The sequence below is a fragment of the Aquiflexum sp. genome (assembly GCF_041751335.1).
GTDB lineage: Bacteria > Bacteroidota > Bacteroidia > Cytophagales > Cyclobacteriaceae > Aquiflexum.
Genome location: NZ_JBGSXS010000148.1, coordinates 56,679 through 72,280 on the forward strand (window position 1 = coordinate 56,679; position 15,602 = coordinate 72,280).

Below are 15,602 nucleotides of genomic sequence, written 5' to 3' on the forward strand. Positions count from 1 at the left end.
AATTCAATTATCTTACTTCTACTATCTTTACCTTAAACCGAATCGGCTCTTTAGGCCTAGCTATTTGATTAATGAAGCCTTTTTCAAAAAGATCTTTCCTGATTATGAATGGGAAAACTTGTGTGGAATTTGTAAAACCTAAATCGGAAGGTATGAGCATTTCCAATTCCATATCTTTTTTGACCCCTTTCAAACCCAAATTCAAAAATTTTAAGTTTCCTTCATTACCTATTGTTGCCTGTACAATGTCATTTGTTGAATTTTCAGCTATAGCGTTAGCTTTATCTAGCTGAAATAACTGGAAAGAAAAACGGACAATGTCATTATTGGCAGAAACCTTTGAATCTTCTTCACCTTCCTGAAGTACTCGCACATACATACCATCTACAGTTTTTTCAAATCCCACTAACTCATTCTCTAAAATATAAGCCTCAATTAATTCCTCCTCCATAGCCTTGAGTTCGGCTTCAGAATATGTATCCACAAATTTCATTTTGATCACTAAATTGGAATTAGGCTGAATCAATTGCTGGTAACTGTAGGTTTGATAGCCTAAATAGGAAGGGACATACAGCATTAATGTTTCACCTGTTTTAGACAGTCCAGATGCAAAATTCATTGCCCTAGGAACTAATCCGCTATCATTGTGCACATATAATCTTGGCCTAACTGTTTGATCCATATAACTTTCAATCAATTGGTCATCAGTGGTTCTGATTTCATAGTAAACTCCAACTACTTCATTATTGACAATTTGATTACCTGTGGCATTGACCACTTCTTTACTGTAGAAGTAACCAACCGGACTTTCAATGGCATCGATAGCATTTCGGGAAAGATATTCTTTTAAAAGCCTGTCATCTTTATCCATAGACTTTTGAAGATCAGACTCCACTTCAGGAAAACAGGATGTCAACCCATACATTACTATTCCAATTATTATCGGAACAACTTTTCTTTTTGTCATTATTATTCTTTTTTATTTTTTAATTGGAAATTCATTCTAAGATTAATTCCGCCTATGGAGAACTGTTGATTGTTGAATGTTTGGTCACCCAAAGAAAATTTATAAAATGGTTCGATCGAAAGAAAAGTCCCATTTTTTAAATTCTGCTCATAACCAAATCCAAAATTAAGCATTTGACCAGAATCAACATTTCCGGACCCAGAATTTGGGCTTTCTGTCTGGGAATAGGTTTGAATTGCAGGTTGCAAACCTACAAAATTTCCTTGATTCAGATTTGCTGTGCTGAAGGTGGTAGTATTCTGCTGGTTTAAATACATCATATTGGAAAAGCCCGATATCAAATAAACATCGGAATTTTTATTCTCCAAGACTTTGTATTTGAGATTGATAGGGATTTCCAGTTGCCCAAAACTTAATTCCGTAGATGCATTAATGAAATTCCCTGAAAATGCAGCTCTCGCTGCCTCGGATAGTGCAGCTGATGACTGTGTGTTTGTAAATACAGCATCTGATGTCCTCAATGAATTTCTACTTGAAGTAGTGGGGGTAATCTGTTGCCTTGCATACGCCAATCCGACATCAAGTTTCAATCTTTTGGAAAAAGAAAATTCAGACATCATTCCTGCCCCTAAACTTAGGGTTTGGGTAGTATTGGAAATAGTTTGAGGGGCTACCAAAACACCTAGTTTGACAGGATCGTTCTTTTTTTCAATCATTGCCACCATCTGTTTTTCCTGAACCCCAAGGTCTTCACCTAACCAATTTTTAATATAATCAAGTGATTTTTGTTCAGTTTCAGAATCATCCTTAAAACTCAACGCTCTGGATGCATCAATAAAAGGTTCATTTGCATCAAACCCTTTGTCGGTTTTATTTATGGATTCTTTATTATCAGCTAAAATTGATTTAGATTTTAAAGATTCCTTACCAATAATTTTACCCAAATGAGGAGCGTCTTTATCGGCACCTGCTTTTTGAAACTCAACAGTGGTCCGCCTCAGATTTTCTTGTTCACCTCTGTTTGACTCGTTTTCTAACTTATTTCCAAAGCCCCTTTTCGGATCCTCTTTTTGATCTTGTGTAGAAAATTGTTCATCAATAATAGTTTGTTCTTTAGATGTCAGCAATTCAGGAGAATCTTCATTTTGGTTGGTTTTTGTGATCTGAAATTGGTTGAAAAGTAAAACTCCTAATACCAAACTGGCAGCAAAACTCATCCACCAAAAGGCACCGATCCTTTTGAAACCTTTATTTTTTTGTCCAAGATAAAGTTTCTTAAACTTTTCAAGTTCCTGAGGATCCAATGGTTCCTCATGCTGTTGAAAGGAGACTTTTATCTTATCAACAAGTCTTTTATCGAATTGCTCCTTCATTTTTTATTTCATTTAAATCCTGCACTTTTTCACGCAACTGTTTTTTTGCCCTTGCCAAGTAGGTTCTTGATGTACTGGAAGGGATGCCAAGTTCATCACCAATTTCATTATGGGAATACCCCTCTATTTCGTACATATTGAATACAATCCTCAATACTTCAGGTAAATCCCTCAGAATTCCAAGAATGTCCTGAGTAGATAAGCTATCAATGATATCGGGGTCGGATACTTCAGCATCAGCTTTTTCGATATTCATTACCGCAAAATATTTTACATTTCTCCTATAGTAATCTATCGAGGTATTGATGAGGATTCTTCTAAACCAACCTTTAAATGAATTTTCAGGGCTATACTGAGGCAACTTTTCAAATGCCTTCATAAAGCTGTCATTTACAATCTCACATGCTTCCTCTCTGGAATTAGAATACCTCAAAGCAATACTCATAGCATACCCATAGAAGTGCTTATAAAGCATTTCTATGGATTTGGAGTCTCCATCTTTTGCTTTTTGGATCAGGTGTTTTTCCAAAGATATAGGTTGGTTTTCAGGCCCTTTGATACTAGACGCAATTCATTGCTAAAACGCTACAAGATTTTGAAAAAAATATCATTCCACATTTTTTGTTAATTTTAACCCATATTACATATCCTTTAAGGAATATATTGAAGCAACTTTTTTAAGTTAGTATAAACCCTTATTTTTATTTTTGGTTAAGTAACATAGATACAAATTTACCGTTAAATTCATCACCATAAATATGATGAAAGCAATAAAATACATTCTACCCTTTCTTTTTCTAAGTCTTTATTTTTCAGCCAATGCCCAAAGGGAAGACGCAGGAGATTACGAATATGAAAGCGAAGTCCTTTTTGGAGTGAATAAAAATACCAATGGTGGATTGATTGGTGGATTTGCTTTGAAAATGGGTTTCAGGATTGACGAAACAAATTTTCAGTTTTTTGGACTTGATATGGTCAATGTTAAAGATCCCAAAGAGGTTCGTTACAATACTGTTTTAGGAAACTCATACATCTTTGGAAAATCAAACTATCTGTATTCTATAAGACCATATTATGGAAGAGAGTTGATTGTATTCAAGAAGGCTCCACAACAAGGGGTTCAGGTCTCAGTCTTAGGTGCAATAGGTCCCAGCATAGGTATTATTGCCCCCTATGTTATAGAATATGCTGTCAACAGATTAGAGACTGTAAGAGAGCAATTCAATCCGGCAGTACATCAAAGCCGTTTCAATATTATAGGACCAGGTAGGATATTTGAAGGTCTCGGTCAATCAGACATTGCATTTGGAGCGAATGCAAAAGCAGCAGTCAATTTTGAATTCGGGGTCTTCAAGTCAAATGTAACCGGCTTGGAACTAGGTTACCAATTAGAAGGTTTTACCAAAGAAATCCCCTTGATACCCACCGTTGAAAGTCGGCAAATATTCCAATCTGTTTATTTCACTTTCTTTTATGGATTTAGGAAATAATAAATCCGAAGATTTTAGTGGCACATTGAAAATATTTCTACCTCTTCATACTTTCCAATGACAAGTACCTAGTAGATTTATCATTATAAATCCTAAAATTGATAGAGATATTACCAAAAAAGCGCTATAAATTTTGTTTATATAATCAATCTTGACAAAGTAGGGTTAATTTTGGACTTCCATAAAAAATAGAAAATGATCGAACTTCCAGTAATCTCCGAAGAAGCAACCAAACGAAAAAAACCGGATTGGTTGAGAGTTAAATTGCCTATTGGAAAAGAATACGCCAAAGTTAGAAAATTGGTAGATGAACATAAATTGCATACTATCTGTGAAAGTGGCAATTGTCCCAATATGGGTGAATGCTGGGGTGCAGGCACCGCAACTTTTATGATTTTGGGTAATGTCTGTACGAGATCCTGTTCTTTCTGTGCAGTGGCAACTGGAAGACCACCTGAATATGATACAGATGAACCAAGACGGGTAGCCGAAGCTATTCAATTAATGGGCGTTAAGCATGCCGTTATCACTTCTGTCAATAGAGACGAACTTAAAGATAAAGGTGCTGAAATTTGGTATCAGACAGTAATTGAGACAAAAAAGCTTTCTCCACAAACGACGATTGAAACTTTAATTCCTGATGTCAAATCCAACTGGGATGCCCTTTACAAGATGATCAGTGGCGGTCAAGAAGTTGTGTCACATAATGTGGAAACAGTTGAGAGTCTTTACCGACGCGTCAGACCTCAAGCAAAATATACTCGATCTCTTGAGCAGATCAAACTTACCAAGGAATATGGTAAGAGAACCAAAACGGGAATCATGTTAGGTTTGGGAGAAAAAAAAGATGAAGTATTGAAGGCAATGGATGATCTTGTAATTCATGGCTGTGATATCCTTACTTTAGGACAATACCTTCAACCAACCAAAATGCATATTGAGGTTGCAGAATTTATCCATCCTGATTTATTTGCTGAATACAGAGAAGAGGGATTGAAACGAGGAATAAAATATGTAGAATCAGGTCCTTTGGTCAGGTCCTCATACCATGCAGAGAGGCATGTTAATGTATAAAAATATAGAGGATAGGTAGAAACCCATCCTCTTTTTTTTGAACAGACTTAAAACTTATTTCAAATAAGCTGAAAGCATCCAAACAGTTTTTTCTTTGGCTGTGATATAATCACTCATCAAAGTTACCGTACCTTCATCACCCTGTTCACCAGCAACTTCCAATACCGAACGCTCCAATTTCAACAAGGTATTTAGATTGTCTCTGATAATTTCTACCATTTTTTTGGAATCCTGAATCTTCATGGCTTCTTTTATTTCAGAATTTTCGATGAATTCACTGAATGAAGAAAAAGGTCTTTCTCCAAGCGTAAGGATTCTTTCAGCAGTTTCATCTATTGCCAAAGTGGCAGCATTATATAGCTCCTCAAATTTGGCATGAAGCTCAAAAAAGTTGGGCCCAGTAACATTCCAATGAAAATTTCTCAGGTTTTGGTAATAAATCTCATAATTGGCCAATAAGCTGTTCAATTTTTTAACCAATACCTTACTTTCTTTTATTTCTAATCCGATATCGTTTGTGCTCATAATTTTTATATTTATGGTTTGTAACAATATACCATGTACAAAAATAAAGCCATCGGGTTGGAAAAAGTAATTTTGTCAGATTGATAATATCTATTGACAAATTGAGTTTTCTATTAAATAGCTTCATCCATTCACATCCCAATGAAGAACAAACTTCAGGACATTGCCATCTTAGACTTCTACCAAAATAAGAACCGAATCAAATGGCTCATTTTTATCAGTTCAGTAATAATTAGTTTCGGATCAATATATTATACCAATCTTCTTGTAGAGGAACTGAAAGAGCGGGAAAGAAGGCAGATTCAATTATTTGCTATAGCCCTAGAATATGCTTCTGTCAATACAGATGCACTCAGCTTCATCAATGAAGAAATCATCAAGCAAAACAGCTCGATTCCTGTAATTATTGTTGATTTGGATGGAAACCCAATTGAAAATAGGAATATAAAATTCAAGAAAAATGCCGACGCTGATGAAATTGATAAAGTGATCGAAAAGGAACTTGAAATCATGAAGGCTGAATATGAACCCATCCTAATAGAGGATTCTTTTTTGGTTTATTATCGAAATTCTGAATTACTGACTTCTTTGAAATACTATCCCTATATACAATTGGCTGTAATCCTCGTCTTTGGAGCATTGGCTTATGCGGTTTTTAACCAATCCAAAATCGCAGAGCAAAACAGAGTTTGGGCCGGACTAACCAAGGAGACAGCCCATCAACTTGGTACTCCGATAGCATCTTTGATGGCGTGGATTGATTATCTCCGCAATTCTCCCGTCTGGGAGGAAAATAAGGAAGTGATCAAAGAGATGGACAAAGATGTTGTCAAACTCCGAATGGTGACTGAGCGATTCAGTTCCATAGGCAGCACCCCTTCCATTCAGCCTGAAAATGTCTTTTCTGTAGTGGATGAGGCAATCAACTACCTAAGACCACGGATTTCGACCAAAGTAGAAATGAAAGTAAGTGGATATGCAAATAACATTGATGCCATGCTGAACAAGCCCCTTTTTGAATGGGTGATAGAAAATCTCTGCAAAAATGCTGTTGACGCCATGAAGGGACAAGGAGAAATCTCCATTGATATCATCAAAGAAAGTGAGCGTTACGTATTTGTGGACATCACAGATACCGGAAAAGGAATGGAGAAAAATATGTATAAAAAGGTTTTTAATCCGGGATTTACAACGCGCCAAAGAGGCTGGGGTCTAGGCCTCACCTTGGCAAAGAGAATCATAGAAGGATATCATAATGGTAAAATTTTTGTGAAAAATTCTGAACCTGGCAAAGGCACAACTTTCAGAATTGTCCTCAATGGGACCAAAGAAGGGATTTCCGGATTCAAAAGGGAAGATTTTTTGAGTCAAAAAGCCTGATCAAAAGTAGATGAGCTTACCCTTCAACTTTTGCGATCGGATTAAAGTTTAAGAACCTTCCAACCTATAAATTAAAACCTTACCTTTGCAGGCTGAAAATTACAGAATCAGTAAATTGCATGAGCCTGAATAAAGAAATACAAAAGAGAAGAACTTTTGCCATCATCGCCCACCCCGATGCGGGAAAGACTACACTGACCGAAAAATTATTACTTTTTGGTGGTGCAATTCAGACCGCCGGGGCAGTCAAGTCCAATAAAATAGATACTGCCACCAAATCCGACTGGATGGAAATAGAAAAACAAAGAGGTATCTCTGTGGCTACTTCCGTAATGGGATTTGAATACAAAGGAATAAAAATCAATTTGTTGGATACACCTGGGCACCAAGACTTTGCAGAGGATACATACAGAACGCTTACAGCAGTGGATTCAGTCATTATGGTCATAGACTGTGTGAAAGGTGTTGAAATCCAGACCGAAAAACTCATGGAAGTCTGTAGGATGAGAAATACACCTGTCATTTGTTTTATCAATAAACTTGATCGGGAAGGTAGAGATCCTTATGAGTTATTGGATGAGGTGGAAGAAAAATTGAATATACAAGTAAGACCCTTATCGTGGCCGATCGGAATGGGAAAAGGCTTCAAAGGTGTGTATAATCTCTTTGACAAAAAACTGAACCTTTTTAGTCCTAGCCAGAGAAAATTAAGTGATGCAAGAGTGTCCTTTGACAACCTTGATGACGAAAAATTAGATAAACTGATCGGTACAAATAACGCCAATCAGCTTAGAGAAGATGTGGAATTAATTGAAGGAGTTTATCCGGATTTTGATCCAAAAGAATATTTAGAAGGGAAGATTGCTCCGGTATTTTTTGGCTCAGCAGTGAATAATTTCGGGGTAAATGAAATGCTGGATACTTTTATCCAAATTGCACCTACACCCAAAAGTAGATATACCGAAGAAAGAGAAGTATTACCGGATGAACCAAAATTCTCAGGGTTTGTATTCAAAATCCATGCAAACATGGACCCCAACCATAGAAACAGAATCGCCTTCTTGAGAATCTGTTCTGGAAAATTTGAAAGGAACAAACCATACAACCATGTCCGAGGACCTAAACCATTAAGGTTTTCCAATGTGACACAATTTATGGCCCAGGACAGGGAAATTGTGGATGAAGCTTTCCCGGGGGATATTGTAGGCCTTTTTGATACAGGAAACCTGAAAATTGGAGATACCCTTACAGAAGGTGAAAACATGACTTTCAAAGGAATCCCGAGTTTTTCTCCAGAGATTTTCAAAGAAGTCATCAACAAAGACGCCATGAAAACAAAGCAATTGGAGAAAGGTCTGAAACAGTTGATGGAAGAAGGAGTTGCACAGTATTTCACCTATGAAATGGGAAATAGAAAAGTTGTAGGTACGGTTGGGCAATTGCAGTTTGAGGTCATTCAATTCAGGTTGAAAAATGAATACAATGCTTCTGTGGAATTTGCCCCAATGAACCTATATAAGGCCTGCTGGATCAGCAGCAAGGACAAAAAGCAGTTGGATGAATTTGTGAGGTCAAAAAACAGACATATTGCCTATGATAAAGATGGGAAACTGGTCTTTATGGCAGAATCCAAATCCTGGCTTCAAATGGTCCAAGAAAACTACCCTGAAATTGAGTTCCATTTCACTTCGGAATTTTGACCTGTGCAATTTTCTGATTTATCCAATCAATCATTTTCTTCATGCAAAGTGACTGAATAGCGCACTGCTATTGGTTTAGGCTGAATTTTGTGCCCACGTTGAATGGCGTAGGCTTTTGTGATTTCACCGCAGAGAAATAGGATCAATGAACTGTAGAAAATCCAAAGCAAGAGAACAACCAAAGAACCGGCTGCAGAATAATAATTGTTGAGGTCAATGTTGGAAATAATAAGCTTAATAAGTCTAGTTCCAATCAAAAACAGAAATGTCGTAATGATGCCTCCTGCAAATGCATCTTTCCACTGGATAATGGCGTCAGGTAATGTTTTGTGGACTATGGTAAAGAAAAGCATCACCACTGAAAAATTGAAAATCAAATTTGTAAAGCCAATCAATATGGATTCAATACTCTCCGGCAGTATCCCTTTGGCAACATTAGCAACGTAGGTTTGAAGTATATCGACAAATAATGTCAACACCAGTAAAAACCCCAAGCCGAATACAAATAATAAGGGTATGAACCGGTATTTTGCAACTTGCCAAAAACTGATCCCTTTCTTGAGTTTTACTTTCCATATAGAGTTAAGCGCTTTTTGAAGAATACCGAAAATCATCGAGGCGCTTTTAAAAATGACCAAAACAGCAATAATGATAAAAAGAACTGAGTCGGGTAGGTTCATTACCTTATTCAATACTTCATTCACCTGTTCAGCCGTTTCTGGATCAACGTTAAGTTCTATTTGGCTAATGATTTCACTTTTGATTTCTGATCTTTCAAAAAAGACAGTTCCAATAGAAACAATGATGACCAAGATGGCCGGTAACGAAAATAAGGTGAAAAATGCAATTGCCGCGCTGTAAACTATCGGTTGGTCCTGCCTTACGTATTCAAATGTCTTCTTGAGAATTTCTATGGTATCACTAAATGTCTTTTTCGGATTCATCTATTAAGTCTATTAAGACAGTTATTACATTTCAAGTGACTTAGCTGTCAAAATTTACAACTTGAGCTTAATTTAACATAAAATTCAAAAAAGACCCCGATGTCTGTAATTAATAAAATATCTTTGTAGAAAAATCCACGAACTTGAAATGAGAAAAAAACCATTTTCCGTAGTCTATGAGGACAATCACCTCTTGATAGTTAATAAAGCTGCGGGAATTTTAGTCCAAGGAGACAAAACCAAAGACAAAACCCTCACAGACTATTGTAGGGATTATATCAAAAAAAAATACAACAAGCCAGGCGATGTATTTCTTCATCCTGTCCACAGACTTGACAGACCTGTTAGCGGACTTGTTGTATTTGCGAGGACTTCTAAAGGCCTTGAAAGGATGATGGAGCTTTTCCGCAAACGAGAAATTCACAAAGTCTATTGGGCAGTTGTCAAAAGCAAACCTAAGGAAGAGATTGGCAAATTGACACATTACCTTATCAAAGATGAACAACGCAACGTGGTGACTGCTTATGAAAAAGAGGTAGAAGGTTCCCAGAAAGCCGAATTGAATTATAAAAGAATGGGCAAACTCAATGACCATTGGCTAGTAGAGGTAAGACCAGTATCAGGCCGTCCGCACCAAATCAGGGTTCAATTGGCCAGCATGGGATGTCCTATCCGTGGTGATTTGAAATATGGTTTTTCCAAAGCCAATCCGGATGCCAGCATCAATTTGCACGCTTTCCACCTAGTATTTGTCCATCCTATTAAAAAGGAAAAACTTTACCTTAGAGCCGCATTACCGGAAGAACCATTTTGGGAGCAGTATCTGGAATTTGAGCCTCATAAGGGAAAAGATCAACATATAGACAATACTTATAGTGGCTAACTGTTGAAATAAAGCCATATTTTATATAATTTAGGATATGGTAACAATGAAGATGATATTGAAAGGTATTATGGTTTTATTTTTTTCTGTTTCGATATGCTTGGCTCAAACTAACTCTAAACAACAATCAGATTTTCCTTTTGAAACAGGAAAAGCTCTGAGAAATCAAGGCCCTGCTATTGGAAACGAATTCCCATTAGTAGATTACCTTTCTCTGGATTGGCAATTGATACCGGTTGAAACACTTAAGGACAAAACCCTTGTCATCAATATCTGGTATGTAGGATGCAAAGGCTGTAAACAAGAAGAACCTTTTTTGTCCAAATTGACAGAATTGTTTAAGAAAAATGATGAAATTTTATTTTTAAGTTATTCTATGAGTCATGAGGACAAAACCAGAAAACACTTTGATAAAACTGGGGATTTTGGTTATAAAACCATGCTCATGAATAGAAATGAAGTAGAAAACAAATTCAATGTGGTCTCCTCCCCTACACATTTTATAATTAAAAATGGAATTCTTTTGGAAAAATTCACCCACCCCATTGCCTACGAATCCATATTTAATTGGTATCAAAATAGAATACTTGAAATCAGTAAGTTGTAAAGTCTTCTGGCCAATTTATTTTTAATTTCTTCTATCCAATATACTTTTTTGATACTTTAGATTCCGAAACCATTTCTGATTTTAATCAGTCAATAATAACTACTTCATTTAATACCAAAACATGAAAAGATACTTGATCATTATTCTTTTAATAATCACTGTGCTTTCCTGTAGTCCCAACCAAGAGCCGAAAACAATCTACATCGTCAGGCATGCAGAAAAAATATTGGTAGGAGATGATCCTCAATTGAATGTGGCAGGGACCGTCAGATCAAAAAAGCTGGCGCAGATACTTGAAGAAAAGGACATCCAGCATATTTACAGCACCAATACTATCAGAACAAAAGCTACAGTTCAGCCTTTGGCCGATAAACTTGGCATATTAATAGAAACCTATGACGTCAAAAATCATGATAACCTTGAAAAAGATTTGAGAACTAGGAAAGGGGATGCAGTTGTTGTAGGACATGGTAATTCCATTCACCATGTGGTTAATTATTTTGTGGGGTCAGGTGAAAAGTACCCCGAACTTGAAGACATTGCATATAACTATATTTTTGTGGTGACCTTATTCGAAAATGGAAGTTCTTCAGCCGAAAGGAAGTTGTATAAAGACTTTTAAAAATTGGAAGATTTCATATTTCCTAATGTTTCAATTTTTTTTCGGGGATTTTTTGATATCTTGAAAAGAAAAAATTTTTCGTTATGAATAGGTCATTAAGCCTTAAGAGGCTGAAAGAAAGTCAAGATAAAATTTGGGATATTGCTGTAATCGGAGGAGGTGCTTCAGGCTTTGGAGTGGCTTTAGATGCATTATCCCGGGGACTCTCAGTAGTTTTATTGGACAAGTCAGATTTTGCAAAAGGTACATCTAGCAGGAGTACAAAATTGCTGCATGGAGGTGTCCGTTACCTTGCGCAAGGAGATGTAGGGCTAGTATTGGAAGCTCTTAAAGAAAGAGGAAGGCTTCTTGCCAATGCGCCACACCTTACTTATAACCAACCTTTCATCATACCAATTTATACTTGGTTTGATAAACTACAATACAGTGTAGGGCTCAAGATTTATGATTGGATGGCAGGTAAATGGAGATTAGGTAAATCCAAGTTTATCAATAAAAAAGAAACTATTAACAGACTTCCCCAAATCAAACAATCTGGATTAAAAGGAGGCGTGGTGTATCATGATGGCCAGTTTGACGATGCTAGAATGATCATAGCTATTGCCCAGACCTGTGATGAATTGGGCGGCTGCGTGCTCAATTATGCCAAAGTATCCGAGCTGACCAAAGACGAAAATGGAAAAGTCAATGGTTTGATGTTTGTTGATCAAATCGGTGATAATCATATCAAAATCAAAGCAAAAATGGTTGTCAATGCGACTGGTGTTTTTGCTGACAAAATCCTGCAAATGGATCAACCAGGTGTTCGGAAGAGCATTCAACCAAGTCAAGGAATTCATCTTGTTTTCGACCAATCATTTCTGGGAGGCAATGATGCATTGATGATACCTAAAACCTCAGATGGAAGGGTGCTTTTTGCTGTTCCATGGCATGGAAAATTAGTCGTTGGAACAACAGATACCCTAGTGGACAAAGCCAAACTCGAACCAGAGGCATTAGAAAAAGAGATAAATTTTGTATTGGAAACTGCTCAGGCATACCTGACCAAAAAACCATTGCGATCTGATGTGTTATCTGTATTTGCAGGATTGAGGCCCTTGGCTGCCCCTAAAGAAAAAGGTGCCAAAACCAAAGAGATTTCCAGAAGCCATAAAGTAATTGTCTCAGATTCAAAACTGGTCACCATAACTGGAGGAAAATGGACCACTTTCAGAAAAATGGGAGAGGATACTGTGGACTATTTTTCCGAAGTCACCGGAGAATCCATGAAAGCCAGCAAGTCAGCAAACCAGAAACTTCATGGATATACAAAAAATCCCGAGGAAGGGCACATGTCTGTATATGGATCCGATGCATCCCAGATCAAATCCATGATCAAAGACCATCCTAAATGGGCAGAAAAACTACATTCAAATCACCCCTTTACAGTGGCAGAACTGATATGGATGTTGAGAAACGAAATGGCTGTGAAGCTTGAAGACATCATGTCACGAAGATTCAGAATTATGCTCTTGGATGCCAAAGCTGCCAAAGAGATGGGGCCAAAAGCAGCAAAAATTATGGCCGAAGAAATGGGTCAGGACGATGCCTGGATAGCAGATGAATTGGAAGAATTTGAAAAAACTGTTAATAAATATATTATAACCCAATAACCATGAGCCAAAAAGAACAATACATCATGGCGCTGGATCAAGGTACAACCAGCTCTAGATCTATTATTTTTAACAAGAAGGGTCAGATAGTTTCTGTAGCTCAGAAAGATTTCAAGCAACACTTTCCCAAATCAGGTTGGGTAGAACATGACCCGCAAGAAATCTGGACAAGTCAATCTGCTGTATTGATCGAATCTCTGGCAAAAGAGGATATTAAAGCCAGTGAAATCGAAGGAATTGGCATTACCAATCAAAGGGAAACGACAATCCTTTGGGATAGAAAAAATGGGAAACCAATATACAACGCCATTGTTTGGCAGGATAGAAGAACATCGGCTTATTGTGACCAATTAAAAGCAGAGGGGAAAGCAGAAATGATCGCCTCAAAAACGGGTTTGATTTTAGATGCCTATTTTTCAGCAACTAAAATTAAATGGATACTGGATAATGTGGAAGGCGCAAGAGATAAGGCTGCTAAAGGAGAATTGGCTTTTGGAACAGTGGATACTTGGCTGGTATGGAAACTTACAGATGGGAAACATCACCTCACAGACATCACCAACGCCAGCCGGACAATGGTTTTTAATATCCATAATAGGAAATGGGACAAAGAATTGTTGGAATTATTTGAGATTCCAGAATCTATCCTCCCTGAGGTCAAATCAAGCTCAGAAGTGTATGGAGAAACTTCAGGAGACATTTTATCCGACAAAATTCCAATAGCCGGAATTGCGGGAGATCAGCAGGCAGCATTGTTCGGACAGCTTTGTACACAATCAGGGATGGCAAAAACGACGTATGGTACAGGTTGCTTTTTGGTAATGAACACAGGTGAGAGACCTGTAAAATCCAACAATAGATTACTTACAACCATAGCCTGGGAGGTAAATGGGAAGGTAAATTATGCATTGGAAGGTTCGGTGTTTATTGGAGGGGCTGCCATCCAGTGGTTGAGAGATGGCATAGAATTTTTTGGACACGCCAAAGAAAGTGAAAAATTGGCTGAAAGCCTGGAAGACAATGATGGAGTATATTTTGTACCTGCTTTGTCAGGACTTGGTGCGCCTCATTGGGATCAGGATGCCAGAGGAGCATTTTTTGGTATTACGCGAGGAACGACAATCGCACATATGACCAGAGCCGCATTGGAAGCCATCGCCTATCAGGTCTATGATGTACTCAAAGCCATGGAGAAAGATAGTGGTGAACTTACTGTGGAACTCCGGGTAGATGGTGGTGCCACAGCGAATAATTTTCTGATGCAATTCCAATCAGATATTTTGGATTGTAAAATTACCAGACCAAAAATCATCGAAACAACAGCTATTGGCGCAGCATTTTTGGCCGGGTTGGCAGTTGGATTCTGGAAGGATGAAGAGGAACTCAAATCCCTATGGGAGGCCGACAAAAGTTTCGAACCAAAGATGGACAAAGAAAAAATAGAAAAATATTTACATTTTTGGCACAAGGCAGTAGAAAGGTCTAAAAACTGGGTAGAATAATATGGATGCATTTGTAGCAGAGTTTATAGGCACCTCTCTTCTAATTACCATGGGTTCGGGTGTTGTAGCAAATGTTGTTTTGAAAGGTACAAAGGGAAACAACAGCGGCTGGATAGTAATTACCACAGCTTGGGCATTGGGTGTATTTATTGGTGTAGTGGTGGCTGGTCCTCACAGTGGCGCGCATCTCAATCCTGCTGTCAGTATCGGTTTGGCCATTGTTGGATTTTTTGATTGGGCAATGGTTCCAAGTTATGTTTTAGCCCAAATCTTAGGTGCCATGTTTGGTGCCACTATATCTTATTTGATCTACAAAGATCATTTTGATGCCACAGAGGATGCAGGTCTCAAATTCGCTCCCTTCGGAACTGTGCCGGCAATCAGAAATCTCCCTTCCAATCTCTTTTCGGAAATTATCGGCACTTCAGTCTTGATCATAGTGATTCTGTATTCAACAGACCCTGTGATTACAGACTTTAACGGTCAGCAGGTTCCAATAGGATTAGGAGCATTGGGTGCTTTGCCTGTAGCTTTTTTGGTTTGGGTAATCGGTTTATCACTGGGTGGCACAACAGGATATGCCATCAATCCAGCCCGAGATTTTGGCCCTAGACTGATGCACCAATTACTCCCGATCAAAGGAAAAGGAACAAGTGATTGGTCATATAGCTGGGTACCAATCCTGGGACCAATCATTGGAGCATCAATAGCAGCTGGGATTTATTTGTTACTGGGAGCTGGCGGGATGGTTTGAATGGAAATTTGATGAGGCCTTACAGGCTGATTTTAATCAGTGCCATTCTACTTAATCTGCTTTATCTCCGTTCCATGATATTTCGTATAGCTACTATTGATCAATTTTGAAATACCAGTAACCCAACTA

Annotated in this window: 15 protein-coding genes; 10 read left to right on the forward strand and 5 right to left on the reverse strand. The window is 37.8% G+C overall.

What is annotated here, in order from left to right:
• Nucleotides 1-7: 7 nt before the first annotated feature.
• Genes ACEW8U_RS08260 through ACEW8U_RS08270 form a run of 3 tightly spaced genes read right to left on the reverse strand, consistent with a single transcriptional unit; the run spans nt 8 to nt 2,869 of the window.
• A complete protein-coding gene (locus tag ACEW8U_RS08260) occupies nt 8-967 on the reverse strand; it encodes an FKBP-type peptidyl-prolyl cis-trans isomerase (protein ID WP_373521566.1) in 960 nt (319 codons plus the stop codon).
• Nucleotides 968-969: 2 nt separating this feature from the next.
• Nucleotides 970-2,340, reverse strand: coding sequence for a hypothetical protein (locus ACEW8U_RS08265; protein WP_373521567.1), 1,371 nt, complete (start codon nt 2,338-2,340; stop codon nt 970-972).
• Nucleotides 2,321-2,869, reverse strand: coding sequence for an RNA polymerase sigma factor (locus ACEW8U_RS08270; RefSeq protein ID WP_373521568.1), 549 nt, complete (start codon nt 2,867-2,869; stop codon nt 2,321-2,323). The genes ACEW8U_RS08265 and ACEW8U_RS08270 overlap by 20 nt, the downstream gene beginning before the upstream one ends.
• A 232-nt stretch (nt 2,870-3,101) precedes the next feature.
• Between ACEW8U_RS08270 and ACEW8U_RS08275 the strand changes: the two genes are divergently transcribed.
• Nucleotides 3,102-3,830, forward strand: a complete 729-nt coding sequence (locus tag ACEW8U_RS08275; RefSeq protein WP_373521581.1) for a hypothetical protein — start codon at nt 3,102-3,104, stop codon at nt 3,828-3,830.
• 195 nt (nt 3,831-4,025) lie between these two features.
• Nucleotides 4,026-4,904, forward strand: coding sequence for a lipoyl synthase (gene lipA, locus ACEW8U_RS08280; protein ID WP_373521569.1), 879 nt, complete (start codon nt 4,026-4,028; stop codon nt 4,902-4,904).
• A 54-nt stretch (nt 4,905-4,958) separates the two neighbouring features.
• Here the strand turns inward: lipA and ACEW8U_RS08285 are convergent, their stop codons facing one another.
• Complete coding sequence (locus ACEW8U_RS08285) at nt 4,959-5,429, reverse strand: Dps family protein (RefSeq protein WP_373521570.1); 471 nt, start codon at nt 5,427-5,429, stop codon at nt 4,959-4,961.
• Between the two features lie 141 nt (nt 5,430-5,570).
• Here ACEW8U_RS08285 and ACEW8U_RS08290 point away from each other — a divergent pair, with 141 nt between their 5' ends.
• Both ACEW8U_RS08290 and ACEW8U_RS08295 read left to right on the forward strand, forming a co-directional pair.
• Entirely contained in the window at nt 5,571-6,809 is a 1,239-nt protein-coding gene (locus ACEW8U_RS08290) for a sensor histidine kinase (protein WP_373521571.1), read from the forward strand.
• Between the two features lie 119 nt (nt 6,810-6,928).
• Nucleotides 6,929-8,509, forward strand: a complete 1,581-nt coding sequence (locus tag ACEW8U_RS08295; RefSeq protein ID WP_373521572.1) for a peptide chain release factor 3 — start codon at nt 6,929-6,931, stop codon at nt 8,507-8,509.
• A gap of 26 nt (nt 8,510-8,535) precedes the next feature.
• Here ACEW8U_RS08295 and ACEW8U_RS08300 read toward each other — a convergent pair whose 3' ends face one another.
• Nucleotides 8,536-9,453, reverse strand: a complete 918-nt coding sequence (locus tag ACEW8U_RS08300) for a YihY/virulence factor BrkB family protein (RefSeq protein WP_373521573.1) — start codon at nt 9,451-9,453, stop codon at nt 8,536-8,538.
• Nucleotides 9,454-9,601: 148 nt separating this feature from the next.
• Between ACEW8U_RS08300 and ACEW8U_RS08305 the strand changes: the two genes are divergently transcribed.
• From ACEW8U_RS08305 to ACEW8U_RS08330, 6 genes are all read left to right on the forward strand, one after another.
• Nucleotides 9,602-10,336 (forward strand): RluA family pseudouridine synthase, encoded by a 735-nt coding sequence (locus ACEW8U_RS08305; protein WP_373521574.1) that lies wholly within the window; start codon nt 9,602-9,604, stop codon nt 10,334-10,336.
• 46 nt (nt 10,337-10,382) lie between these two features.
• A complete protein-coding gene (locus ACEW8U_RS08310) occupies nt 10,383-10,943 on the forward strand; it encodes a TlpA family protein disulfide reductase (RefSeq protein WP_373521575.1) in 561 nt (186 codons plus the stop codon).
• 121 nt (nt 10,944-11,064) lie between these two features.
• Complete coding sequence (locus ACEW8U_RS08315; protein ID WP_373521576.1) at nt 11,065-11,565, forward strand: histidine phosphatase family protein; 501 nt, start codon at nt 11,065-11,067, stop codon at nt 11,563-11,565.
• 83 nt (nt 11,566-11,648) lie between these two features.
• Entirely contained in the window at nt 11,649-13,217 is a 1,569-nt protein-coding gene (locus ACEW8U_RS08320) for a glycerol-3-phosphate dehydrogenase/oxidase (protein ID WP_373521577.1), read from the forward strand.
• Between the two features lie 2 nt (nt 13,218-13,219).
• Complete coding sequence (glpK, locus tag ACEW8U_RS08325) at nt 13,220-14,719, forward strand: glycerol kinase GlpK (RefSeq protein ID WP_373521578.1); 1,500 nt, start codon at nt 13,220-13,222, stop codon at nt 14,717-14,719.
• 1 nt (nt 14,720) lies between these two features.
• A complete protein-coding gene (locus ACEW8U_RS08330) occupies nt 14,721-15,473 on the forward strand; it encodes an MIP/aquaporin family protein (protein ID WP_373521579.1) in 753 nt (250 codons plus the stop codon).
• Nucleotides 15,474-15,602: the final 129 nt, after the last annotated feature.

Bases quoted from the DNA above. Each gene is read 5' to 3' on its own strand.
- ACEW8U_RS08330 (WP_373521579.1), top strand. From the start codon at position 14,721: ATGGATGCATTTGTAGCAGAGTTTATAGGCACCTCTCTTCTAATTACC.
- glpK (WP_373521578.1), top strand. From the start codon at position 13,220: ATGAGCCAAAAAGAACAATACATCATGGCGCTGGATCAAGGTACAACC.
- ACEW8U_RS08265 (WP_373521567.1), bottom strand. From the start codon at position 2,340: ATGAAGGAGCAATTCGATAAAAGACTTGTTGATAAGATAAAAGTCTCC.
- ACEW8U_RS08320 (WP_373521577.1), top strand. From the start codon at position 11,649: ATGAATAGGTCATTAAGCCTTAAGAGGCTGAAAGAAAGTCAAGATAAA.
- ACEW8U_RS08305 (WP_373521574.1), top strand. From the start codon at position 9,602: ATGAGAAAAAAACCATTTTCCGTAGTCTATGAGGACAATCACCTCTTG.
- ACEW8U_RS08275 (WP_373521581.1), top strand. From the start codon at position 3,102: ATGAAAGCAATAAAATACATTCTACCCTTTCTTTTTCTAAGTCTTTAT.
- ACEW8U_RS08300 (WP_373521573.1), bottom strand. From the start codon at position 9,453: ATGAATCCGAAAAAGACATTTAGTGATACCATAGAAATTCTCAAGAAG.
- ACEW8U_RS08315 (WP_373521576.1), top strand. From the start codon at position 11,065: ATGAAAAGATACTTGATCATTATTCTTTTAATAATCACTGTGCTTTCC.
- ACEW8U_RS08260 (WP_373521566.1), bottom strand. From the start codon at position 967: ATGACAAAAAGAAAAGTTGTTCCGATAATAATTGGAATAGTAATGTAT.
- ACEW8U_RS08295 (WP_373521572.1), top strand. From the start codon at position 6,929: ATGAGCCTGAATAAAGAAATACAAAAGAGAAGAACTTTTGCCATCATC.
- ACEW8U_RS08290 (WP_373521571.1), top strand. From the start codon at position 5,571: ATGAAGAACAAACTTCAGGACATTGCCATCTTAGACTTCTACCAAAAT.
- lipA (WP_373521569.1), top strand. From the start codon at position 4,026: ATGATCGAACTTCCAGTAATCTCCGAAGAAGCAACCAAACGAAAAAAA.
- ACEW8U_RS08310 (WP_373521575.1), top strand. From the start codon at position 10,383: ATGAAGATGATATTGAAAGGTATTATGGTTTTATTTTTTTCTGTTTCG.
- ACEW8U_RS08285 (WP_373521570.1), bottom strand. From the start codon at position 5,429: ATGAGCACAAACGATATCGGATTAGAAATAAAAGAAAGTAAGGTATTG.